The 25,469-nt window shown below is 34.1% G+C and carries 20 protein-coding genes; 15 read left to right on the forward strand and 5 right to left on the reverse strand.

Annotation, left to right across the window (positions count from 1 at the left end):
• Positions 1 to 66: 66 nt before the first annotated feature.
• From FAF07_RS08430 to FAF07_RS08440, 3 genes are read right to left on the reverse strand one after another with little or no spacing between them, the layout of a single operon-like run.
• On the reverse strand, positions 67 to 2,613 hold the full coding sequence (locus tag FAF07_RS08430) for a TonB-dependent receptor domain-containing protein (protein ID WP_142784681.1): 2,547 nt from the start codon (positions 2,611 to 2,613) through the stop codon (positions 67 to 69).
• Positions 2,600 to 3,520 carry a FecR family protein gene (locus tag FAF07_RS08435; RefSeq protein ID WP_142784682.1) on the reverse strand — a complete coding sequence of 307 codons (921 nt, stop codon included), beginning with the start codon at positions 3,518 to 3,520 and terminating at the stop codon, positions 2,600 to 2,602. Before FAF07_RS08435 ends, FAF07_RS08430 begins: the two co-directional genes overlap by 14 nt.
• Before the next feature lie 57 nt (positions 3,521 to 3,577).
• On the reverse strand, positions 3,578 to 4,099 hold the full coding sequence (locus FAF07_RS08440) for an RNA polymerase sigma factor (protein ID WP_142784683.1): 522 nt from the start codon (positions 4,097 to 4,099) through the stop codon (positions 3,578 to 3,580).
• A 195-nt stretch (positions 4,100 to 4,294) separates the two neighbouring features.
• On the opposite strand from FAF07_RS08440, the gene FAF07_RS08445 reads away from it, so the two are divergent.
• From FAF07_RS08445 to FAF07_RS08485, 9 genes are all read left to right on the forward strand, one after another.
• Positions 4,295 to 5,353, forward strand: a complete 1,059-nt coding sequence (locus FAF07_RS08445; protein ID WP_142784684.1) for a hypothetical protein — start codon at positions 4,295 to 4,297, stop codon at positions 5,351 to 5,353.
• An 84-nt stretch (positions 5,354 to 5,437) separates the two neighbouring features.
• Complete coding sequence (locus FAF07_RS08450) at positions 5,438 to 6,214, forward strand: membrane metalloprotease (RefSeq protein ID WP_142784685.1); 777 nt, start codon at positions 5,438 to 5,440, stop codon at positions 6,212 to 6,214.
• Between the two features lie 130 nt (positions 6,215 to 6,344).
• Positions 6,345 to 6,797 (forward strand): hypothetical protein, encoded by a 453-nt coding sequence (locus tag FAF07_RS08455; RefSeq protein WP_142784686.1) that lies wholly within the window; start codon positions 6,345 to 6,347, stop codon positions 6,795 to 6,797.
• A gap of 640 nt (positions 6,798 to 7,437) precedes the next feature.
• A complete protein-coding gene (locus FAF07_RS08460) occupies positions 7,438 to 8,358 on the forward strand; it encodes a DUF4350 domain-containing protein (RefSeq protein WP_142784687.1) in 921 nt (306 codons plus the stop codon).
• Positions 8,359 to 8,377: 19 nt separating this feature from the next.
• On the forward strand, positions 8,378 to 9,277 hold the full coding sequence (locus tag FAF07_RS08465; RefSeq protein ID WP_185956546.1) for an exo-alpha-sialidase: 900 nt from the start codon (positions 8,378 to 8,380) through the stop codon (positions 9,275 to 9,277).
• 15 nt (positions 9,278 to 9,292) lie between these two features.
• Positions 9,293 to 9,691: a hypothetical protein gene (locus FAF07_RS08470; protein WP_142784689.1), complete on the forward strand. Its 399-nt coding sequence runs from the start codon at positions 9,293 to 9,295 to the stop codon at positions 9,689 to 9,691.
• A gap of 36 nt (positions 9,692 to 9,727) precedes the next feature.
• A complete protein-coding gene (locus FAF07_RS08475) occupies positions 9,728 to 10,360 on the forward strand; it encodes a class I SAM-dependent methyltransferase (RefSeq protein WP_142784690.1) in 633 nt (210 codons plus the stop codon).
• 115 nt (positions 10,361 to 10,475) lie between these two features.
• Positions 10,476 to 11,309, forward strand: coding sequence for an IS5 family transposase (locus FAF07_RS08480; RefSeq protein ID WP_142784691.1), 834 nt, complete (start codon positions 10,476 to 10,478; stop codon positions 11,307 to 11,309).
• 11 nt (positions 11,310 to 11,320) lie between these two features.
• Complete coding sequence (locus tag FAF07_RS08485; RefSeq protein WP_142784692.1) at positions 11,321 to 11,707, forward strand: nuclear transport factor 2 family protein; 387 nt, start codon at positions 11,321 to 11,323, stop codon at positions 11,705 to 11,707.
• Between the two features lie 37 nt (positions 11,708 to 11,744).
• On the opposite strand, the gene FAF07_RS08490 is transcribed toward FAF07_RS08485, so the two are convergent.
• Positions 11,745 to 12,662 (reverse strand): IS1595 family transposase, encoded by a 918-nt coding sequence (locus tag FAF07_RS08490; RefSeq protein WP_142783597.1) that lies wholly within the window; start codon positions 12,660 to 12,662, stop codon positions 11,745 to 11,747.
• Between the two features lie 332 nt (positions 12,663 to 12,994).
• Here FAF07_RS08490 and FAF07_RS08495 point away from each other — a divergent pair, with 332 nt between their 5' ends.
• Complete coding sequence (locus FAF07_RS08495) at positions 12,995 to 14,464, forward strand: sulfatase family protein (protein WP_142784693.1); 1,470 nt, start codon at positions 12,995 to 12,997, stop codon at positions 14,462 to 14,464.
• Between the two features lie 11 nt (positions 14,465 to 14,475).
• Here FAF07_RS08495 and FAF07_RS08500 read toward each other — a convergent pair whose 3' ends face one another.
• Positions 14,476 to 15,228, reverse strand: a complete 753-nt coding sequence (locus FAF07_RS08500) for a DeoR/GlpR family DNA-binding transcription regulator (protein ID WP_142784694.1) — start codon at positions 15,226 to 15,228, stop codon at positions 14,476 to 14,478.
• Between the two features lie 151 nt (positions 15,229 to 15,379).
• Between FAF07_RS08500 and FAF07_RS08505 the strand changes: the two genes are divergently transcribed.
• From FAF07_RS08505 to FAF07_RS08525, 5 genes are all read left to right on the forward strand, one after another.
• Positions 15,380 to 16,948, forward strand: a complete 1,569-nt coding sequence (locus FAF07_RS08505; RefSeq protein ID WP_142784695.1) for a glycerol-3-phosphate dehydrogenase/oxidase — start codon at positions 15,380 to 15,382, stop codon at positions 16,946 to 16,948.
• Positions 16,949 to 17,000: 52 nt separating this feature from the next.
• The gene (gene glpK / locus FAF07_RS08510; RefSeq protein WP_142784696.1) at positions 17,001 to 18,500 is read left to right on the forward strand and encodes a glycerol kinase GlpK; all 1,500 of its coding nucleotides are present in this window, start codon (positions 17,001 to 17,003) and stop codon (positions 18,498 to 18,500) included.
• Positions 18,501 to 18,518: 18 nt separating this feature from the next.
• Complete coding sequence (locus FAF07_RS08515) at positions 18,519 to 19,247, forward strand: MIP/aquaporin family protein (protein ID WP_142784697.1); 729 nt, start codon at positions 18,519 to 18,521, stop codon at positions 19,245 to 19,247.
• 77 nt (positions 19,248 to 19,324) lie between these two features.
• Entirely contained in the window at positions 19,325 to 22,093 is a 2,769-nt protein-coding gene (locus FAF07_RS08520; protein WP_142784699.1) for a helix-turn-helix and ligand-binding sensor domain-containing protein, read from the forward strand.
• A 290-nt stretch (positions 22,094 to 22,383) separates the two neighbouring features.
• Positions 22,384 to 25,467: a SusC/RagA family TonB-linked outer membrane protein gene (locus tag FAF07_RS08525; RefSeq protein ID WP_142784701.1), complete on the forward strand. Its 3,084-nt coding sequence runs from the start codon at positions 22,384 to 22,386 to the stop codon at positions 25,465 to 25,467.
• Positions 25,468 to 25,469 lie beyond the last annotated feature (2 nt).

The raw sequence follows: 25,469 nt of genomic DNA on the forward strand, positions 1-25,469 counted from the left end.
TTTGACATTATATCAGTAAGCTATTTTTTAGGTATAATATTTTAAATACTCTATTTTAATAAAAGTTTAAAATTTAATTCTTAAGCTTAAATTAGGGGTCAAACCAAGTGACTTATTATCTATTTGTATGGTTGAATTTGAATCTTCTGGATTAACTTCATAGTACCGATTAATACTGTTTTCTCTATCCAAAATATTCAATACTCCAAATCTTAAAAAACCATAAGTTGCATCTGTAATATTAAAATTATAACTTAGAGAGGCATCCAAGCGTATAAAATCATCTAGATTTTCACTATTAGGGGAATCATAATTTACATTGGTGTTATTTCCGTTCTGAACAGTTTCATTACCTTCAACGGGCTTAGTGTAAGGTTGTCCCGAACGCCAAATGCCACCTACGGACACTTTCAAATTTTCCAAGACATCATAATTAAACGCCACAGACACAGAGTGCCTAATATCCACATTATTTGGAAAAATTGAGGGTGTAAAACTTCCAAACTTATAGTCATTAATACTGTAAGTATAGCTTAACCAAGTACTGTATTTATTGGCTGTTTTGTTTAATAAAAATTCAACACCTTGAGCATTATAGCTGCCAATGGCATTTAGAAATTGGAAGTTATTATAAAACCCTTGGTTAGAGGCCGTAATACCATCAACGTGTTTGTAAAAGCCTTCAACGTCCAACAACCAATTGTTTTGATTGAATTCAAAACCTAAAGAGGCTTGTTTACTCTCAGAAATTGGAACACTTTCTTCATTTGCCAAAACCCAACGTCTGTTTTCAACACCTAAAAAATCATCTTGAAAATCAATTTTTTGATTAGCCGATTGGTTTTTAAACTCCCCTTGTACCTTTATAGCAAATTGATTTGATAAGTTTTGTCTAAAATTTAAACGTGGTTCAATGAGGAGTTTATTAAATTTTTGAAAATAATTTCCACGAACTCCCAAACGCAAATAGGTAGTATTCTTTTTGTATTCAATTTCGCTAAAAAGGGCATGGTTTAACAAAACGTCTTTTTTTGTTTTGTCATAAGAAGGCGCACTTACGGTGGTTTCGTTTAAAATGCCTATTTCACTAAACTGATACCCATTTAAAAAGTTTAAATTTTCATTTATTTTGTAATTGGTTTTAAACTTAAGTCCTGTTTCTAAAACGTCGTTAGTTTGAGTCAATTTTTGGTCCGTTTCAATTCTAAAATCGGTTGCATCAACGTTGTATTGCGAATAAAAAGACGTAAAATGTGTTGAAAATGTATCATTCCAAACAGCATCCCAACTTGCACCGAATCCTAAATTTTCTTGCTTCAGGTTACTTGTTTTAGAATCTATTTCACCATTATCATCTTGATAACTTTCGGTATAATCTAAATTATTATTAATACCAATAATGTTGGCTCTAAACTTATGGTTTTTGTTAAGATCAAAAAGAAGTTTTGCTGTATAATCATAAAAGAAAAAATCAGACATTCTATTGCTTTCACTTATATTATTACTGTTGGTTGTTAGCTCGCTATCCTGAAAACTACGTTCAAAATAATTATCGTAAGTTGGCGAACTCATAACATCTGTAAATGAACGTCTGCCTGATACATGTAATGCCAACTTTTTACTTAATGGAATTTCCAAAAACGCATCGGCATGAATTAAATTAGCACCAAAACCACCAGAAATTTTTTGATTTAATTTATCCTTTGTAAACATAGTAATGGTACTGGAAACGCCATCACTGAATTCGCTTGACGTTCCGTTTTTAGTAACCAATACTTTGTCTGTTAAATAAGGATTATACGCTGAAATGAGTCCGAAAAAATGCCCTGAATGGTACATTTTAATATGATCCCAAAGGATTAAGTTTTGGTCGTTGGTGCCGCCACGTACATTAATATTGGCAATACTTTCATTAACACTTTCTACACCAGGTAATGCTTGAATGGATTGTAAAATATCGGGTTCGGTTAGCCCGGGTAAAATGCCAAACTTTTCGGTATTTAAAACCGTAGTACCATCAGTTCGCTTTTGTAAACCCGTGGTTAAAAACTTAGAAATCAAAACTTGATTAAGTTCTTCATGCTTCTTATGCAGTACAATTGTTTTACATGAATTATTTTTAAACCATAAATCTTTTGCGTTAAAAATCAGGGTCTCAAAACCCAAGTAAGACATAATGACTTTTTGGTTTAGAGGAATATTTGTTAGCTGAAATTTTCCATCTATATCTGTAATCACTCCTTTTGTTGTATTGGCAATTAAAACAGATGCCCCAAATAAGGGTGCTTGGTCTTTTTCGGTTATCAAAACACCACAAATAGAAATCTTTTTATCAATGGTAGATACCGTTATATAACGATCGTCAAGTAACTTAAAGTTTAAAATTGTAGTGTTATTAAGGTTTTCTATAATGCTTTTAAGTGATTCAGTCTCATTGAAATTATTGACCAAAATGGCATCAACATCATTTATTGAATACGAAAATTTAACATCAAATTTAGCTTCAATTTCAGTAATGATTTCCAATAAAGGACGCTTGTCTTGAGATTGAAAACCAAAAGAAAAGTAAGCACAAAGAAAAAATAAAGTGAAAAAATAGTTAATTCGATTCATAGTTATAGAACTCAACATTATCTCCTTTATTTATTTTATAACTTAATTTAAGAGGAATAGTAACCGACTGTAATGCTATATTTTTATCGGTGTGTGTAAAACTTCCTGAGTATGTTTTAGAAGTATTTACTTTTGATGCATCTATTTTAATACCGTATTGTATTTCCAGTTCATTTATAACTTGCCACAACGGTACATTATCGAAGCTAGATTCCTTGGCTAACCACGATGGGGTTTCAGCGTTAAAATCGTTTGCAACACTCACTTTTCCATTAATAAGCCTAAATGATTTTCCGGGAGTCAGTATTACTTTTCCAGAATTACTGGTAACGCTTACAGAACCCTCATAACACTGTACTTCGAAATAATTAGCGCGTTCTTTTACATTAAATTGTGTGCCTAAAACCTGAATACTTCCCGCATCGGTATTTACGGTAAATTTTTTGCCTTTGGTTACTTTAAAAAAAGCTTCACCATCCAGATTCAGATGTCTGCTTTCTTTCCAACCCTTTTTATTAAACTCTAATTTTGATTGTGCGTTTAAAATAACTTCAGAATTATCAGGCAGTTTAAAGGTCTCGGTTTGTGCAATTTCAGTGGAATAAGATTTGGTGTTATTGAAAAACAAGAAATATGAAGATGTAAGTAGAACTACAAATATGGCAGCTACTTTTAAAAATGATTTAAAGTTTAACGGAATAACTTTAGTTTCTTCTTTTTTATTAAATGGTCTTTTCTTAAAATCGGCTAATGCTTTCTGGGCATCAATTTTTGGAACGTCAATGTGCTTTGAATAAAAACCAAGTTTTTCAAGGCTTGAAAAATCTTCATTGGGATATCTTTTTTTGATGTCCTGTGAGGATATTTCACCTTCAAACCATTTTAATATATCGTGTTCTTTATTCATTAATTTAATCCTTTACAACTTTAAGACACCTTGTTATATGTTTACCCTATAAAAAAATTAAATTTTCACTTCTTCTAACTTTTTACGCAATATTTTTAAAGCAGCAGACATTCGTTTTTCAACTGTTTTTTGAGATATATCGAGCATTTCGGCTATCTCCCTATATTTTTTATCTTCTATCCTATTTAATAAAAAAACTTCGCGCTGATCTTCACTTAAATTTTGGATTACCGTCATTAATTTGTGCTTAAACTCATCTTCTTCCATTAAATATTCGGGACTCAAATTCGTTTTATCTAAATATGGGGCTTCCTTGGCATAAGACATCACTACTTTTTGATGGCGCACGGTATTTAAAAATAAATTATTTACTGTAGTAAATAAGTAAGTTTTAGCTTTAGTAAAATCTATTTTTGAACAATTCTCCCAAATTTTCGCAAATGCATCTTGAACATAATCCAACGAAGCCGCTTGGTCACCACACTTATAAAAAGCAAAATTAGTTGCAGCCTGAATATGTTCTAAATAAAACGAGTTGAAATAGGATTCATCACAAAGTTTATGTTCTGGGCGCTTCATAAATACTTTATACATTGTAGATTTGCACAAAAATAAAGCAAAAAAATCAATTAATTAAAATACTGATAAACAGCCAGTTAAAAATAAAAAATAAAAAATTTGTTTTTTTAGTAGGGTAATTTTAGTCCTAAGGGTCTTAAATACAGAAAGGCGAAAAAATCGCTAAATAGAATTTAACCTCAAAAAATTAGAATCATGAAAACTTTAAAATTAGTAACAGCCACTTTATGTTTTTCATTTTTAGGACTTATGTCTTGTCAAGATGAAATAGACACTGAAAACGGAAACAACCCATACACCAATTCTTCAACGTCGCCAACAGCGAACAACTTAGAACGCTCGTCAATGTATGATGGTAGTTTTGACGATTTTTTGGATGGTGTTTCTTGTTCATCAATTTTGTTGCCAGTAACTGCTACTATTAATGGCACCGAAATCACTTTAATTAGTCAAGCCGATTATGAATTGGTTTTAAATATTTTAGGACAATTTACAAATGACGATGACAGCATCGAATTTCAATTTCCTTTAACAGTAAGGTTGAGCAACTATACTGAAGTTCAGATAGCTAATCAATCAGAATACAATGCACTAATGGATGCTTGTGAAGATGCAGAAAACAAAACTGAAGATGCTATTAATTGTTTAGATATTGATTTTCCAATCACTATTTTAACGTTCGATTTAAACGCAGAACAAACGGGTAGTGTGGTTATAGAATCTAAACAACAATTGTATGCTTACATGAACAATTTTGATGATAATGGACTTTTCGCAATCAATTATCCTATTACAGCTACTTTAAGTGGTGAAAGCAACACTGTAGTTGAAATTACCAGCGATCTGGATTTACAGACTAGAATTACGGATTGTTTAGCTGATGAAGACATTATGCAAGAAGCAGAAGAAGAAGCTAAAGATTTAGAAGGTATTTTAGTAGAAGGTAAATTTAAAGTGCAATCGTTTGTTACCACTGGTGTAAATACAGCAAATGATTATGCAGATTACACTATTGATTTTGCCAACGATTTAACTTGTACTGCCCAAAACACAGTAAATACAACTATTGAAGACGTTCAAGGAACGTATGCGGTAACATCAGAGCTTGACGTATTTTTAAGTTTAACGTTCTCAGGAAATGCTACTTTCGAGTTACTGAATAATACTTGGCAAGTAACAAGCTACTCAGAAAATTCTATCTCTCTGCAAAGCACAACAAATGCAGCAATAACTCTAGTTTTATCCCAAATTTAAAAACTGGAACAGCATTTGTCACCTATGTTATGGTTAAAACAGCTGCCTATTTGGGCAGCTGTTTGTTAATTTAAATCTACAAAAATGAAGTACAAAATTTTAATAGCATTTTTAGTATTCGCCATTATAAGCGCATGTTCAAAAGACGAATCGATTACTGAGAATAATCCACTAAACAAATCGGTTAATCGTCAAACCACTGGTAGTTCTGCTAACGACTTGTTATCTGATGATATATTTACCAGTATGATTATTGAATTGGTGTATGTTGAAGGCTTTGAGCCCTCACAAACAACTATTAATAATTTTGTTTCTTTTTTAAAAGAACGCACATATAAACCTAAAGGTATCACTATTGAAAAGCGAGGAATTCCTTCTCCCGGAAAAGCGGTTTATACAATTGAGGAAATAGCAGATATAGAAAGAGAACAAAGACAATTTTATAATACGGATAATCAAATAGCGGTTTGGGCCTATTTTTCTGATGGAAAATCTGATAAAGATTCAGATGCTGAAAGCACAGTCGTTTTAGGAAGCGCCTATTGGAACACGTCTTTTGTAATTTATGAAGAAACCGTTCAGGACTTAAGTAACAGCCCTTTTGACCCCAATCGTTCTTTATTGGAAACCACAGTGATTACCCATGAATTTGGACATATTTTTGGGCTTACAAATCTAGGGACACCCATGCAAGATACTCATGAAGATGCTGAGCATCCCAAACATTGTGATGTAGAGAATTGCTTGATGTATTGGGCTTCAGAATCTGGAATTGGCATTTCGAATATGGCCAATATGAGTTCTGCACCTCAGTTAGACGCTCAATGTATTGCAGATCTTAGAGCTAATGGTGGCAGATAATTGGTTAAAGACTTATAAAAAGGTGTTATTTTCCAATATAAGTTAAAAAGCTTGAGGGTAAAAAAGCATTAAGGTGTCTTATAAGTGAAGACTCAATGAGAGTTAATTATTAACCTTAAATTCAAAAGTCATGAAATTATTTAAAACATCAATATTTATTTTAGCAATTAGTATGTCATTTTTAACTCATGCTCAAGAAAATGAAATTTCAAATGAAAATACTGTTGATAAAAAAACGTATTATCAAAAAAGAGCTGTTGAAGATGCTAAATATGAGCAGGAATTTGTTGCTGAAAATAAAAAGGAAGAAGAAGCTTTTTGGAATGACCAAAAAGACTATGAAGAGAGCCTTAGAAAAAAAGACAGAAAAGCATATAGAGCTTATATGAAAGGAAAGAAAGATGCTTATGCTGAACACTATGAGCATTGTAATAACCATTGCCATCATAGTGAGTATTACTATCACCATGCTTCCTTTTATTATCATGGATATGGCTATTATGAAAGATATCCAAGACGAAGAAGCATTATTAATACTGGAGTTAGAGTCAACACTCCAAGTGTAAGATTAGGCCTTTTTTAGTAGATTATTGTTGATTAAAGAGGCTGTCTGAAAACTAATTAACTCTTGTCAAACTGAGCGCAGTCGAAGTTTCAATGTTTTGAAAACCAAAGTATTTCGACTGCGCTCCTGTGATAATTTACTCCAAAATTGACTTTTCAGACAGCCTCTTTTTTATAATCTATCCTTTTTTCATATCTGGTGCTCTATTATAATTATTTCAAGATATAATTTAAGAAGGTATGATTTAACATGAAACACTTTCTGCTCAAATTCATTTATGATTATATAGAGGGATGCAAGTGGTCTCGAAACAAAAACGACACCTGGATTTTAGTTTGGTGCGCCATGGTAATGAATGAAAAACTAGAATGATTTTCAATATTAAATCGAGAAATGTTTGTTGCTAGTTTTTATCTTTTATAAATTTAACAATCTTGTCGTTTATTTCTTGTTCGGAATTAAATGTGGAAAAATAAATTTTTGAGCGCAAATAATTATATAATCTGAATTAAACTAAGAAGCATATTACTAAATATAATATATTATTTGATTTTTTTAAGTCCCATTTGGCCTTTATGATACTTCTACAACAGAATCATCCATGTTAGAAATGGCTTAATTCGTTACATTTATAATTAAAGATAAAAAAGTTTATACAATGATAAAGAACGTATATGTGTTTGCCACTTTAATATGTAGTTCAATAAATCCACTCCAAGCACAACGTCAATATGCAGATACACTTTATCGCGCTCCGATTGAAGTAGCAACGTATAAAAACCATCAAGGATCAACGATAGTCATTGATGAAGGACATCATAATTTTCACACCAAAGATGGACGCTATAAACCTTTTGCAACTGTTTTAGAGCAAGACGGTTATCGCGTCATTGGCTATAAAGGTGATTTTAATGAAGATAGCTTAAAAAATATTGAAATTCTTGTTATCTCAAATGCGCTTCATGAATCCAATGTGGGAAACTGGAAGTTGCCCAATCCATCAGCCTTTACCCCAAAAGAGATCCATAATTTACGAAAATGGGTTAAAAAAGGCGGGAAGTTATTTTTACTGGCAGACCACATGCCAATGGCTGGAGCATCTCAAGAGCTAGCTAAGGTTTTTGGCTATGAATTTAACAATGGTTTCGCAAGTGACAGTACAAAGACTGGCTCGGATCTTTTCTACAGAAAAAATGGGACACTAATAGATTCTGAAATAACAAATGGATGTAATAACAAGGAACGTGTGGATTCTATTAGGAGTTTCACGGGGCAAGCATTCAATATACCCAAAAAAGCTACTCCTATTTTAAAATGTGGTGTTACTTGGGTAAGCTATCAGACAGAGATTCCATGGCAGATTGATGAAAACACACCTGTATTGCAAGTTGGTGGTTGGTTTCAAGGGGCTTATCAAAAGTACGGTAAGGGCAAACTGGTGGTGTTTGGTGAAGCTGCTATGTTTTCTGCTCAAATAGCTGAATTAGAAGATCGAAGTTTCAAAGCTGGTATGAACAAGGAAAATGCGAAATATAACTACCGGTTATTGTTGAATATCATCCATTGGTTGGATGAATAGAATATTTAAAAGGACACTAATGCTAAATGCAGGACATTTCAATATTTTTCTACTAGCTTCATTTTTAGTCTTAACGGGTTGTAAAACACAAAGCCAACAAATAGATATAGGTCTCAACATTTCTCTAATATCTAAACATAATAGCATAGCCTATACAGAGCCATACATAGCAGTTAATCCTATTGATTCTAAAAATTTAGTTGTTGGCACGATTAAGATTAAAGATTCAGGTTGGGAAAGTGTGGTCTTTTGCAGTAATGATGCAGGCAAGTCGTGGACAGAGAGAAACTTGCCAATTCCTGATTCTGTCAGCAGGTCGGGTGACCCTTATTTAGCGTACAGCGATAAAGGAGCGCTCTATTGTACTATGTTGGGTAGTACCCAAAAAGGCATGGGTCAATTAGTATTTAAATCCAATGACAATGGGGTTTCGTGGTCTCAGTCAGCTTGGGTAAGCACAAAATCCAAATGGATGTTTGATCATTCAACTGTAGTAATAGATAATAACCAAGAAAGTCCTTTTTATGGTAATATTTATGCAGCATCCCATGTTAATTATCGTGACGAAAATAGCGCATTATTATATGCGGCTTTTGTTTCCGTTTCAAATGATGGTGGAGGTCATTTTTTCTTAGAAGGCATTCATGGTAGCACTTTACAAAATATGAATAATGGTGATGCTGTAATAACTTCAGATGGTACGATTTACTTTTTTTATTTTTTGTTTATGGATAATAACGGTAATTGGTTAGATAAGCATTTGCTTTATGTCATTACTTCAACAGATGGTGGTGGGACATTTTCAAAACCTATGCTTGTTAGTGATGAATTCACGGCATATTATCCAAATTCGACTATTGATAGATCGAGCAAATTTAAGGATCAGATTTATGTATCTTGGACGTATACCAAGAATTAAAAAAAAGGCATTTACATGGCCTATAAAGATGGCGATAGTACGATTTGGAGTAAGCCAATAAAAGTTACTGATTCCTTAAGTCATACTCCGCTGATGTCGTCCATAGCTGTAAACAGTAATGGTGTTATTGGGGTAAGCTGGTTTGACAATCGCAATGACGCTACTAAAAAGTGCTATGATATGTATTTTAGTTTTTCTGATGATGGTGGTAAGAGTTTTAGTAATGATTATCGCATTACGGAAATGAGTTCATGTCCCGACATAGAAAAAAATGCTGAAGCCGTATCACGTTGGAAAAGAGGTGGAGATTACCATGGACTAAAAACCGATGGACAAAACTTTCATGTAGTGTGGCCAGATGCTAGGGATGGCGTATTTACGCCTTACTATGCCAAAATTACTATGGCGTTTTGAACTCTTAATATTTAATATTTTTATATTAGCTCCAGTATGATGAATGAGAATACTAAATATAATCCCAAGGACAAAAAAATCTGGGAACAGGTATTTTCCAAGATTCCAGAGGAATGGAAAAAACATGCTCCATCATCCTCGATGCTTGATTGTTTAGAACGTTTTAAAAAGCATGATGTTCAGTCAGTTCTCGACTTGGGCTGTGGCGTAGGAATTTGGTCTATTTTTTTGGGTAAAAAAGGATTTTCTATTAAGGGATTGGATTTTTCTAAAAATGCAATTGATTTTGCTAACAATTGGGCTAAAGAAGAAAGCGTTGATGCTTTATTTGAATGCTCAAGTTTAGTCAGTCATCCTTTTAAAAAAGAGACTTTTGATGGTGTCATTGCATCAAAAATATTGGATAACATATCACGGATTGAGCTGCTTAAAGTGAGTAAGCAAATTCAATTAAATTTGAAAGATGGTGGAATTCTTTATAGTGTGTTCAACCCATATCTCATAGAAGCGGACATAGAAAAACTAAAGAAAAGGCATAACCCTACAAAAGGAATCACGCATATAGTTTACCAAAATGAAGAGCTGAGAGAGCTATTTCCAAATTTGACTTTATTAGAGTTTAAAATTTTTGAACATGGATTTAGAGGTTTAATTTGGAAAAAGACATGAAGCATAGTAATAATTAAACTTCATAAATTGAAGTGATTTAAACTTTTTAAAGCAAATTAAAAAGGGTTGCCGATATTTGCGTTACCATACGAAAAATATTAAAAAGCAACCCCTTATGTACACAGTACTAGACAAAGATACAATAGAAATGGAAATTATTCCACACCTACCATTACCAAAACGAGGATTTCCACCAACGGTCCCCTTGGTTGAGATTGTTAATGCCATTCTTTACAAGCTGAAAACAGGTGTTCAATGGCACCAATTACCAACGCGGGTGTTTTTTGAGGAAAAGTCGTTATGTTGGGAATCCGTATATTATCATTACCGAAAATGGAGTGTCAACGGAGTCTGGAAGGCGTGTTGGATAGGTTTCTTAGATAAGCACAGAGCAAAGCTAGACCTTTCTAGTGTGGATTTAGATGGTAGCCATACACCAGCCATCAGAGGAGGCGAACAGGTGGAATATCAAGGCAGGAAAAAGCGAAAGACCACCAATGCGCTCTATTTGAGTGACAGACAAGGGTTGCCCATCGCAATGTCTGAACCTTTAGCGGGCAACCACAATGATCTTTATGATATCGAAGTGCAATTTGAAGTGGTTACCGGAACACTAGAACAAGCGAAAATTTCTGTAGATGGTCTATTTCTCAATGCTGATGCAGGATTTGATTCAAAAGATTTCAGAAAATCCTGTAGCAATAAAGATATTAATGCCAATATATGTTTTAACAAACGTAACGGAAATACAGAAAGGGACGAATATTTCGACCAAGACCTATACAGCCAAAGGTATGCCATAGAACGAACCAATGCTTGGATGGATAGCTTCCGATCACTGCTAAATAGGTTTGACACAACGGTCGCTAGCTGGTTAGGATTTAATTATCTGCCATTCATTGTTATAGCTCTCAAAAAATTTAAAAAAAAAGAAATACAAAAAGTTTAAATGAGTTCATTATGATGGAAGAACAAATTGAACTTTTTGTAGATAGTTTTAACACAGCATGGACGCAAGGTAATGTTAAGGATATTAACTTACTTGTGGACGAAGATGTGATTTTTGTTGCGCCAGACTTAAAAACAGAGATTATTGGAAGAAAAGCATGTATACAGACCATAAGGGATTACACTAAAAATGCAATAACAAAAGTGTTTGAAATTAAGGATAAGCAGATCCACGTTTGGGATAGAACAGCTACGGTATCTATAGATTATTATATGGAATACCAGATGAATAATAAACTGTATAAAGAGAATGCTAAGGAATTCTGGACACTTATACAAAAAAATAACACTTGGTTGTTAGTTTGGCGTGCCATGGTTATGAATGATAAGTTAGAATGATTTTCAATATAAAATGAAAACCTTTTTGTATATCCGTTTAATGTCCATTAGCTGTAATGCTAGCAATAATAAGCCTATCAAAGATTCGTTCTCCAAAATACCTGCGGTTGAGCTTATAAACAAACTCGTTCAGATATAATTGCAAATATTTCTTCTTGATTTTATGATAAGTTCCCGCAAAGTTCCTTTTAGCATTGCTTATTGCTATATGCACCCATTTGAGTGTTTCTTTGGTGGTTTGTTCGTTTGATTTCTCTGTCATATGTATTTCTACATAGTCTGCAATATTTACATATGAAGTACTCTTATCTGTAAATATAATAGTTTGCTCGTCATCAATAGCGTCTTTGAAGCTTTGGTCTGTGCCATCTGCCTTGTGGTCTTCTAATACCTTAGCTTTAAAATAACGGCATTGTCTATCTACTTTTCCTGTTTCTATATCTTCCAGTATGGTGCTTTCTGCCATAATCATAACATTGGATTTAGTTTTGCTCCCTCGACCTGCTTTTTGGGTTTTGTGTGCTTGTTCCGAGGCTTCAATAGTAAAATAGCCTTCATCCATTTCTATCATTCCTTCCAATGTGTACCTGTCATCACGATCCCCCATTGCTCTACGCAGTTTATGGACCATTGCCCAAACTGGCTCATAACGTTTTAGCCCCAACTGGCGCTGTATCTCTTTACTGGAAAATCCTTTTTTTGTGGTGCTCATCAAAAAAATGGTCTTGTACCAAACCAGAAATGACAATTTAGAGCTTTCCATTATGGTGCCACTGCGCAATGATGTCCTTGAGTTGCAGGATTTACATTGATAGCTCCATTTATTGATCAGCCAATAGTGGTCTGTACATCCGCAACGCTTACAAACAACACCTTGCTTGTCCCTTTGCTCCTTGAAATGAAGCCTGCAACTCTTTTCATCTGTGAAATGAACCCCAAAAGAAAATATATCCATAGCTAACTGTTTTTGAATCAATTAAATATACAAAATATTAATCAATATAGGGGTGTTTACGGATATACAAAAACCTTTTCATTTATTTACGTTTTAGTATTAAATGCAGAAAAATAAATATGCGAGATTTGGCAACCCAGAAACTAAATGTATTGGTTTTAATAAAAGAGAATTTACCTTGTTGATTGCATAACAATTCAAATCATTTAAAATGTTTCTGCAAATTCTATTAAGTTTTTAACAAAAATAATTTCAAAAAATAGTTTCGTTTTATTTCGTTTTAAATTAAATTTATTAAATTTGAAGCAAAACAAAATTAAATAAAGCTTATCATGAAAAATGGCATCTTATTATTTCTGATTTTATTTATAGCTTCTTGTCAAAAAAAAACCAAGGTTGACGATAATAAACCTAACATTCTCATGATAGTTGTTGATGATCAGGGTTATGCGGATTTTTCACCTTTTAAGAGTTATGATAAAACGGTATCTACTCCTAACATATCGCGCATAGGAAAGGCAGGCACCATTTTTACTCAAGCCTATGTTACTGCGCCAGTTTGCAGCCCTTCCAGAGTAGGCATATTAACTGGTAAAAATCAATTTAGATGGGATATACCAGCGAGTTGGGGACCGGGCTTACCTGAAAATGTAAAAACCTTACCCGAATATTTAAAGGAAGCGGGCTATGAGACGGCTCGCATTGGTAAAAACGATTTAGGAAGAAATTTTCATAAAAATGATGTACGTGAATATCCTTTAAATCATGGTTATGATGAGTTCTTAGGGTTTAGTGCTCACGCCCATGATTTTTGGTTACATTCAGATAAAATTAAAGAACGCACACCAGATCCAGAAGGGACTAGTGCAGTTTTAGGTCCCTTAATGCACAATATGGGAGAGAAAAGCTATGAGGACGGATATCTCACCGACATCTTTACAGACGAGTCCATCGCTTATATTAAAAGGAAACGTGAGAAACCTTTTTTTCTCACACTTTCGTATAATTCGGTGCATCATTTAATTCACGAAGTGCCTAAAAAATATCTGGATAAATATGGCGCCAAGGAAATTCCTAATTACGACCCAGATAGTTTGGTGGCTTTTGGGCAACATGCACCAGGGAGTTACTCGGCTTATTACGATAAATATTCACGTGTTGGTGCTATTAAATCAGATGCATTAAGAAACTATTATTTGGCTAATCTTAACTGTTTGGATGACAATATAGGTCGCGTTTTAGAAACTCTGAAGGAACAACATTTAGATAAAAATACCATTATTATTTTTATTTCAGATAATGGAGGTTCGCCATTAACAGGCGCCAACAATACACCGCTTACAGGAGGTAAATATTCTTTGTGGGAAGGCGGGATACGTGTGCCTTTGGCAATAAGTTGGACGGACCATATTGAAGCTGGTAAGGTTGAAACTAATTATGTGTCTGCAGCCGATATTTTACCGACGCTTTTAGATGCTGTTGGCATCCAAACTAATGATGATGCGCTTGATGGAATAAGCCTTTTAGAAACTGACGCTAACAGATTATTGGTTTGGAAATGGCAAAAAACATGGGCAGTTAGGAAAGGAAATTGGAAATTGACCAATGCGAAAGAGAATCACTGGAAAAGCGAACCCTCTGCGCAATACATTGCACCCATAGTAGATAATATGGAGTTAAAACTTTTTAATGTGGCTAACGATCCTGGTGAGCGAGTAGATTTAGCTGAACAGCAACCTGAAAAAGTCAAAGAATTAGAATTAGCTTATAAAACTTGGTGTGATACTAACATTAGTAAATAATGAGAATAGGATTAAACAATCGTTACTTTGACCCCTTTATCTTCTAATTTTTTCTTTGTTAAAGACGAGATTCCTTTGTCGGTTATAATCTCATTTACAAAACTGAGATCACAAATTTTGGCAAAACTTTTTTTCCCAAATTTACTAGAGTCTGCTAAAACAATGGTTTGTTGAGCTGATGCCAACATTTTCTGATTGAGTTGCGCTTCTTCTAAATTTGTTGTGGATAAGCCGTATTCAAAGTCAATCCCATCTACACCTAAAAAGAGTTTACTACAAGAAATGTTGTCTAGAATATCAGTAGCATATGAGCCAACTACTGAGGCTGAACTGTGCCTAACATAACCCCCGAGTTGTAGAATTTCAATATTTGGATCGTTTATCAAATGCAAAACGGCATATAACGAAGAGGTGATGACTGTAAGCTTGTTTTTTGGCCTTATGAACTTAGAAAACGCCTGAACGGTTGTGCCAGAAGCAATCATTATAGAATCATTCTCATCAATACGTGCCGCGGCAGCTTGTGCAATTCCGTTTTTTTCTTCAACCGAAATTTGCTCTTTTTCTATAATGGCTTTTTCATTTATGTATGGATTTTCAAAGGAAGCGCCACCGTGAGTTCTAAACAATAACCCCTTTTCTTCTAAAAACTTCAAATCTTTTCTTATGGTCACAGCAGAAACATCTAACTGTCTACACAAATCTAAAACCTCAATGTGTTTTTCTTTGGCTAGGATGCTTAATATGGTTTCATGTCTTTTCACGAATGTAAATATATATAAATGAAATAATATGAAGTTAGTTTATACCTTAATAAAGTTATAACTGTATTATTTGTTTCGTTTTGTTTCGTTTTATGGATAAAATTAATATATTTGGAACAAAATAATATTAATCAAAACAAAATACAATAATTTGTTTGACAGAAATATATTAGTTAATCAATTAAAAACATGTCCAAATTGGGATGTAATAATTATTGGTGGTGGAGCAACGGGTTTAGGTATTGCTCTAGACAGTGCAACCCGTGGATTTAAAACTTTACTTCTAGAACAGGTCGATTTTGCAAAAGGTACGTCTAGCCGAAGCACGAAATTGGTACACGGCGGGGTCAGGTATCTGGCTCAAGGTAATATAGATTTGGTGAAAGAGGCGCTTTACGAAAGAGGTCTCATGCTTAAAAATGCTTCACATTTAGTAAGTAACCAGTCATTCATTATCCCAAACTATAAATGGTGGGACAACTTTTTTTATACAGTAGGATTAAAAATTTACGATTTCTTAGCCGGAAAATTAAGTTTTGGGAAATCTAAAAGAATATCAAAAAAAGAAACCCTTTCACGTTTAGAGACTATAAAACCAGTACATCTTAAAGGCGGTGTGGTGTATCATGATGGTCAATTTGACGATGCTCGATTGGCTGTTAATATCGCACAGACTTCAATCGAGCAAGGCGCTACCGTTTTAAATCATTTTAAAGTAGAAAAATTGCTTAAAAACGATGATGGAATCATAAGTGGTGTTGAAGCTCAGGATACAGAAGATGGCACATCTTATACCCTAAAGGCAAAGGTGGTTATTAATGCCACGGGTGTATTTACTGATGAGGTATTAAAAATGGATGATAGGTCTGCAAAAAACATAATTAGACCAAGTCAGGGCATACATTTAGTTTTAGATCGATCCTTTTTACCAGGAAATGATGCGATAATGATTCCGAAAACTAACGATGGAAGAGTATTATTCTTAGTGCCTTGGCATAATCGTGTAGTTGTTGGAACTACCGATACGTTGTTGGATAGCCATAGCTTAGAACCTAAGGCATTGGATAAAGAAGTAGATTTTATTTTGGAAACAGCCAATAGGTATTTAACAAAACGAGTGAGTAAAAAAGATGTGTTAAGTATGTACGCTGGGTTAAGGCCGTTGGCAGCACCAAAAGATAATTCAGAAAAAACAAAAGAGATTTCTAGAAGTCATAAAATTATTGTTTCAGATTCTGGTTTAATTACTATTACTGGTGGCAAATGGACCACGTATAGGCGTATGGCACAAGACACCATTAACATGGCTATGCAATTAGGAAAATTACCTCGTGTAAAATGTAGAACAAAAGATTTATTAATTCATGGGGCCAATGGAGTAATAGATAAATCAGATCATTTGTATATTTATGGAAGTGATCGGAAGGGCATTGAAAAATTGATTCTTGAATCCTCAGGTTTATATGAAAAATTACACCCCAGACTGGAGTTTGTTAAAGCAGAAGTGGTATGGGCCATACGCAATGAAATGGCTAGAACCGTCGAAGATATTTTGGCTAGACGAGTAAGGATATTGTTTCTGGATGCAAAAGCAGCGATAGAAATAGCTCCCATAGTAGCTGATATACTAGCAACAGAATTAAATAAGGATGAAAACTGGAAGCAGGAGCAGATTTCTGGTTTTGAAAAAATAGCTAGTCAATATATTATTTCAAATTAAATGACTAATATTTTTAATAGTGACTATTTGTAGAATCTAAACTTAAATCATCATGGAAAAATATATTCTCGCCTTAGATCAAGGAACAACAAGTTCCAGAGCTATTGTTTTCGATAAGAAGGGTCATATTATTTCGGTAGCTCAAAAGGAGTTCACCCAATATTTTCCAAAACCAGGTTGGGTAGAACACGACCCTTTAGAAATTTGGTCTACACAAGCAGGTGTGGCGGCAGAAGCTATAGCTAAGAAAGGTTTAAATGTTGAAAATATTGCAGCTATAGGCATTACCAACCAAAGGGAAACGGTAGTAGTTTGGGATAAAAAAACAAGGAAACCCATTTACAATGCTATTGTTTGGCAAGACAAAAGAACATCATCATACTGTGATGAACTAAAAGCACAAGGTCGAGAAAACAGTATAAGGGAAAAAACCGGACTCGTTTTAGACTCCTATTTTTCCGGTACTAAAGTGAAGTGGATATTAGATAATGTTAAAGGTGCAAGAGAAAAAGCAGAATTAGGAGAATTATTATTAGGAACGATTGACACCTGGTTGATATGGAATTTCACGAAAGGCGAACAACATATTACAGATGTTACGAATGCATCGCGCACCTTACTTTTTAATATAAACACCATGGCTTGGGATGATGAGTTACTAGAATTGCTAACTATTCCTAAAAGCATGCTTCCAGAAGTAAAGCAGTCTAGCGAAGTTTATGGTCATACAAAATCTACATTTTACGATGCGCACATACCCATTTCAGGAATTGCAGGAGACCAACAGGCCGCTTTATTTGGTCAAATGTGTACGAAGCCAGGGATGGTAAAAAACACCTATGGAACGGGTTGCTTTATGTTGATGAATATTGGAGAAAAACCAATTATATCTAAAAACAATCTCTTAACTACTGTAGCGTGGAAAATTAATGGAAAAACCAATTATGCTTTCGAAGGCAGTATTTTTATTGCTGGTGCGGTTGTGCAATGGTTACGTGACAGTTTAAAAATTATTAGAAATTCTTGTGATGTCGAAACATTAGCAGGTTCTGTAGAAAGCTCTGAGGGTGTGTATTTTGTTCCGGCATTTGCTGGATTGGGTGCGCCGCATTGGAACCAACAAGCCCAAGGCACTATTTTTGGTTTAACAAGGGGAAGTACAGATGCACATATAGCCCGAGCTGCTTTAGACTCTATTGCATATCAAACCATGGATATCGTAAAAGCTATGGAAGCAGATTCTGGAATTTCTATAAATGAATTACGCGTTGATGGTGGCGCCACAGTAAATGATTTACTTATGCAGTTTCAGGCAGATGTTTTAAATACAACTACCGTGCGACCAAAAATAGTTGAAACAACGGCCATGGGTGCAGCATTTTTAGCAGGATTAGCCGTTGGTTATTGGGAAAGTGCTGAAGAAATTCAAAGTATTTGGCAAACCGATGAGTATTTTAATCCTAGTAAGGATAGAAAGGAAATAGAGAAAAATATTGAAGGCTGGTATAAAGCAATTGATGCTTTAGAATATTGGACTAAGCAAAAATCTTAAAGTAAATATATTTGTACTATGACACCATTTATTTCAGAAATTATCGGAACAGCTATACTTATTTTATTGGGTGGAGGCGTAGTGGCTAATGTGGTCTTAAATAAAACTATAGGGAATAATGGAGGTTGGATAGTTATTACTACTGGATGGGCATTGGCCGTATATGTGGCCGTTGTAATTGCTGGTCCTTATAGTGGGGCTCATATTAATCCAGCGGTAAGTATTGGTTTGGCTATGGCTGGTAAATTCCCTTGGAGCGATGTGCCTTTGTATATTTTAGCACAGATGATTGGTGCCATGATAGGAGCTACTTGTGTGTGGTTATTTTATAAAAATCATTTTGATGTGACTGAAGATGGCGCTGCTAAAAAAGCAGTATTTTGTACTGCCCCAGCTATTAGGCATACATTTTCAAATGTTTTTAGTGAAGCCTTAGGAACCTTTGTATTGATTTTTACAATATTGTATTTTACAGATGCCACCATTAATGATACCCAAACAATTATAGGCTTAGGATCTTTAGGCGCTTTGCCCGTTGCCTTTTTAGTATGGTCAATTGGTTTGTCGCTTGGTGGAACTACAGGTTACGCTATAAATCCTGCGCGAGATTTAGGACCAAGAATTGTTCACGCTATACTTCCTATTAAAAAAAAAGCATCTAATGACTGGAGTTACGCATGGATTCCGGTTATAGGTCCTATAATTGGTGCTGCTCTAGCAGCTTTGGGAATGTCTCTACTTTCTTAATGAGTTTAAAGTGTTTTGATTAGTCATTTCCAAAAACTATCTTTATAAGTAGATGGTGAATTAATGTTTTTTGATAAATGAAAACTCTGCAATTAAATGTTTTAATGTTTTTATGTCTGATGTCTTTTGGTCAGGAGTTACCACCTATTGAAAAATTTACTACCGAAAACTACCACGGAGATAATCAAAACTGGATGATTTCTCAAGCTTCCAACAACTTTATTTACGTCGCAAATAATATAGGGCTATTGGAATATAATGGTGCTAAATGGGTCACGTACCCTTCGCCAAACAACACGATAATTAGAGCAGTAAGAGTTATTAATGATAAAATTTATACGGGTAGTTATGGAGAATTTGGATATTGGATAAAAAATGAATTTGGAATCTTAACCTATGCGTCATTAGCATCTAAATTAGAAAATAAGCTATCAGAAGATGAAGAAATTTGGAACATCATTGAATACAAGGAATGGGTGGTTTTTCAGTCTGGAGACAATATTTATTTTTATAATTCTACTACTGAAACCTTCAAAATAATTCATTCCAATAATATCATTTATAAAATCTTTAAGGTAGACAACAGGATTTTTTACCATGTAGATAATGAAGGCATTTATCTTGTCGAGAATGGTAAACCTAAGTTGATATTAAATCATGAAATTGTTAAATCTGGCCGGGTTATAAACATTTTTAAAAGAGATGAAAATTTAATGCTTCTAACTAGAAGTTATGGGTTTTACACTTTTAAAAATAATAATATGACACCTTGGGAAACGCCTGCAGATGACGTTTTTAAAAAGGTGAATATTTTTAGTAGTATTCAACTGAAAGACGGTAGCTTTATAGTAGGCACTATTTCTGATGGTGTTATTCATTTAAATATAGATGGAAGTATTAATTATAAAATTACACAAAAAACAGGACTAAATAATAATACCGTATTGTGTTTGTTTGAAGACCAAGCGCAAAATGTTTGGGTTGGTTTAGATAATGGCATTAATTGCATAAATGTAAAATCGGCAATTAAAACATATTACGATTATGATGGCGTTTTAGGAACGGTATACTCCACGATGGTTTTTAATAATTATCTGTACATAGGGTCTAATCAAGGTCTTTTTTATAGGGAAGTAAATGATATTGATTCACCATTTAAATTTATAGAAGGGACAGCGGGCCAAGTTTGGGATTTATATAATTATAAGGATGACTATTTGTTTTGTGGACATCATTTAGGCACTTTTTTAATTAAAAATAACAAAGCAAAAAATATAAATAAGAATCTAGGGGCATGGACATTTAAAGCCATTCCCAATGCTGAAAACCTCATACTCCAGGGTAATTATGATGGACTATACATTCTTGAAAAAGTGAATGAGACTTGGCAAACCAGAAATAAAGTGGAAGGTTTTGAAAATTCCTCAAGGTATTTCGAAATCAATGATGATAATCAGGTTTGGGTTAATCATGAATACAAAGGTGTATTTAAACTTAAGTTGGATGACAGTTTAAAAAAAGTGATTAAACTTGGTATGGAAACCAGCCTGCCTCTTGGAAAAAACACCGGTTTAATCAGATATAAAAATAATATAATCTACCGAGCTCAAGAAGGAATGTTTGAATATAATAATAGTACGGATGCATTTCAAAGAGATTCCATTCTGAGCCTAACCACTAAAAAGGATCAATATATTTCTGGTAAATTAGTTGTAGACAAAAACGACAAGCTGTGGGTGTTTTCAAAAGACAATCTAAATTATATTGAAAATGATAATGTTACCAACCAGCCCGCAATCAATAATATTTCTATTCCTTCGAAGTTAAGAAAGGGGCTTTTGGGTTACGAAAATATTTCACTTACTTCTAATAACAAATATGTTTTAGGAACTACAAATGGGTATATAACATTAGATTTATCAAAACTTAATGAGACTAACAATCATACCACTTACTTAAATACAGTTGCTTTACAAGATATAGAAGGTAAAATATCACAATATAAAATTCAACATGTTGGGGAGTTTAATCATAATAACGGAATTTTGTTGTTTGAGTATTCTGTACCTGAATACGATAAGTTTTTAGGTGTTAAGTATCAATACAAACTTGAAGGACATTCAAATAAATGGAGCCCATGGACAGAAAATGCACAGGCAAGTTTTGAAAACCTGTCTTTTGGAGATTACACGTTTAAAGTTAGGGTCAAAGTAGGTAACAAATTAACGAAAAACACGGTGTCTTACACTTTCAAAGTAGACCGACCTTGGTATCTTTCAAACATCGCGATAAGTTTTTACTTTTTATTACTTTTATTAATAACCTTAATTACACATAAGGCATACAAACGCTATTATAACAACAAATTTAAGCATGAGCAGATGGAGAATGAGCAAACGATTATGCAAATTAAAAATGAAAAATTAAATCAGGATATTGAAAATAAAAATAGAGAGTTGGCAATTTCAACCATGAGTATTATAAAAAAGAATAGAGTTTTAAATAAGATAAAGAAAGAGCTTAAAAAAAATAAAGACAATGCAGATAATGCTGCAGTAATACTTATAGATAGCAACCTTAATGATACTAAAGACTGGTCATTTTTTGAGCAGGCCTTTAATAATGCAGATAAAGACTTTTTAGAAAAAATAAAAAAGTCTCATCCAAATTTAACACCCAACGATTTGCGTTTTTGCGCCTATTTACGACTTAATTTATCTTCAAAAGAAATGGCGCCCCTGCTTAATATTTCCATTAAAAGTGTTGAGACGAAGCGTTACAGACTAAGAAAGAAGTTAGGCTTGGAGCACGATAATAGCCTTGTAGACTACATCTTAAAATTTTAGCAACACGACAAGAGCTTAATTCACCTAGACATTACCACGACAAACATAAATTACGTATTGTTTTGGCAACAGTTCACAAAATATTTGTAATTACAACATCACTGTATCTATAAGGTCTTGGCGCAAGAACTATCATGTTTTATCGAAATTTAATACGATGTTCGTTTTTTATCGAGGTAAAATTTATGGAATTATCAGTTTTAGGGTCTAAGTTTACATATACTCAATTTCAAAATAGTTTGTAAAATTTAAATCAGACTATATTTTGAATCAAACTAAAACGAACTCACATGAAATTAAAGCTATGTTATCAAAAAATTAAAGTCCTTCTATGCTTGCTCTTTTTGGCGACCTCTCTTGTTGCGGTTGCACAAACAGATAAAACAGTTACAGGAACAGTGCTCTCTTCTGAAGACAATATGCCATTGCCTGGGGCAACCGTGCTTGTGAAAGGCACAATTAATGGGACGTCCACGGATTTTGATGGAAACTTTACTTTAAATGTTTCTAGTTCGGCAAGGACATTGTCCGTTTCTTATATAGGATATCAAACAAAAGAGGCTGCAATTACTACTGGCGCTATGACTATTTTATTGGATGTCGATCAAAACCTATTGGATGAAGTCGTGGTTGTGGGATATGGAACACAGAAAAAAAGTGACTTAGTAAGTGCGGTTGCCAAGGCAGATTTAAGCAAAGCAACACAAACACCTACGTCCGATGTTAATGAAATGCTTAGAGGTAGGATTTCTGGTTTACAAGTAGATGTAGGTGGTGGTAGTTTGCGACCAGGAGGGACTTCAGAAATTATATTTAGAGGACGTGGTTCTATAGAAGGGAACGTAAGCGGGATTTATGTTGTAGATGGTGTGGTAAGAGATGGCGGCATCGAGGACATTAATCCAGACGATATCGAATCCATTGAATTTTTAAAAGATGCTTCAGCGCAAGCTATTTATGGATCTAGAGCGGTTAATGGTGTGGTTTTAATCACTACTAAAAGAGGGAAAACGAACAAAGTTAATGTTTCATATCATGGCTATGTTACAACACAATCTATAGAAAGAAATTTTGATGTATACGATGGTCAAGAATTTGCGCAATTGCGACGGGAAGCCAGAAGAACAAATAACGGTGACGGCACAGAGTATCTTGATGATGATGAAATCTTTTCAGCTATAGAATTAGAATCGATTGAAAATAATGAGTTTGTAGATTGGGAAGATGAATTGCAAAAAAAAGGCACCATAAATAGTCAATCCATAAGTGTAAATGGGGGTACAGAGTCAACACAAGTATTTGGTAGCATTAATTATTTTAGACAAGATGGTATTATTCCAACCTCTAGTTATGTTAGAAAGAATTTGCGTTTAAACGTCGATCAAAAAATTAGTGATAAAATTTCTGCTCGATTCGATATTAATATACTTAATGATAAAACCGAAAGGGCTGCAAATATTAACGTCATTACATTTTCACCATTAGGGAGAGCTTATGACGATAACGGAAATTTAACACAATTCCCAAGTGGAGAAGAAGGTACAGCTACCAATCCATTATGGAACTTACGAGAATCTGATGATGATGAAAGAGGTAATGATTTTGTTGTAAATTTTATACCATCATATCAAATAACAGATAATTTAAAATATCAATTAACAACGTCTGTTACTCGTAAAAATTCTGAAAGAGGTCGATATTTATCCTCACTACATTCTGGAGGAGATACCGATAGAGGTATTGCTAGTATAAATAACCAATTAAGAGAGGCGTTTTTTATTGAAAACATTTTAACTTACGATAAAGAATTCAACGAAGACCACAAACTTAACGTGACGCTAGTACAAGCTGCAGATGAGAATAAATACACGCAAACATTTACCGTAGGTACAGGCTTTCCAAATGAAAGTTTAGGCTACGATGGCATCACAAACGCCATTGGCAATATTACTGCAGAGCGTAATAAAGAGACAATAAGAACTGCATCTTTTATGGGTAGATTGCGTTACAATCTATTCGATAAATATTTATTCACGGGTACATTTAGAAGAGATGGCGCCTCAGTTAATGCTAAAGATTTTAAATGGACTGATAATCCAGCGGGGGCTTTTGCATGGAAAATTCATAAAGAAAGTTTTTTAGAGAATGTCGATGCTATTCAAGAATTAAAGCTACGGTTAAGTTACGGTTCGTTGGCAAACGCGCTTAAAGTGCCGTACGCATCACTATTTACAGCAGAAGGACAAAATTATATATTTGATGACGGCATTACGGCATCAGGTTATGCACCATCTGTTATATTACCCAATCCTAGTTTAGAGCATGAAAAAATCACCACTTTAAATGTAGGTCTTGATTTCTCATTATTCAACAGGTTTTTAACGGGTGATATCAATTATTACGATGCCAGAACTAAAAATTTACTATTAAAACGTGGTGTGCCTTCAATAACGGGGTATCAATATACCTTCTTCAATGCAGGTGAGTTACAAAATACAGGGATAGAATTAAGTTTAACTGCAAACCTTATTAATACTGAGGATTTTAAGTGGTTTGTCTCTACCAATTGGTCTAATAATAAAAACAAACTTATTGAGCTTTATAATGACGGCGAAGGTAATCCCATTTTAGATGATGATGCCTATGGCTACTTTGTAGGTCAATCTACAAGTGTTATTAGACAATATGAATTTGACGGTATCTGGCAAGAAGGTGATGATTTTGCAAATGCACCACAAGCTAATCCAGAATCGTCTATTCCACAAGAGAATCTTGCTCCTGGTGATATTAGAATTAAAGATACCAATGGCGTGGATGAAGATGGTAACCCAACAGGTATTCCAGACGGTAAAATAACGCCTGAAGATCGCGTGTTTAAAGATGGTAATCCAGATTGGTTTGGTTCATTATCTTCTACTTTATCCTACAAAGGTTTTGAATTATTCGTTGACTTTTATGCCGTAGAGGGTGCCACAAAAGTGAATCCATTTCTGTCAGATTTCAACAATGGAGGGACACTTTCCAGTAAATTAAATGGTGTAAGAGTGCCATACTATACGCCTGAGAACCCTTCAACAACATTTCCAAGACCGAATTTTGATGCAACGCCGCAGTATTTAAATGCCTTAGCAGTAAAGGATGCCTCATACATAAGACTTAGAACGCTTAGTTTAGGGTACACCTTACCTCAATCAGTTTTTGATAAATTGAATATTGAACAAGTAAAAGTTTATGTGACGGGTAATAACTTATTCACAGACACAGATTATATTGGGTACAGCCCTGAGGTAAATATTAGAAACACTTTTGATAATACCGATACAGGATATCCAGATGCAACAAGTTTCACTTTTGGAGTAAAAGTTAAGTTATAATT

This window comes from Changchengzhania lutea (assembly GCF_006974145.1).
Taxonomy (GTDB): Bacteria; Bacteroidota; Bacteroidia; order Flavobacteriales; family Flavobacteriaceae; genus Changchengzhania; species Changchengzhania lutea.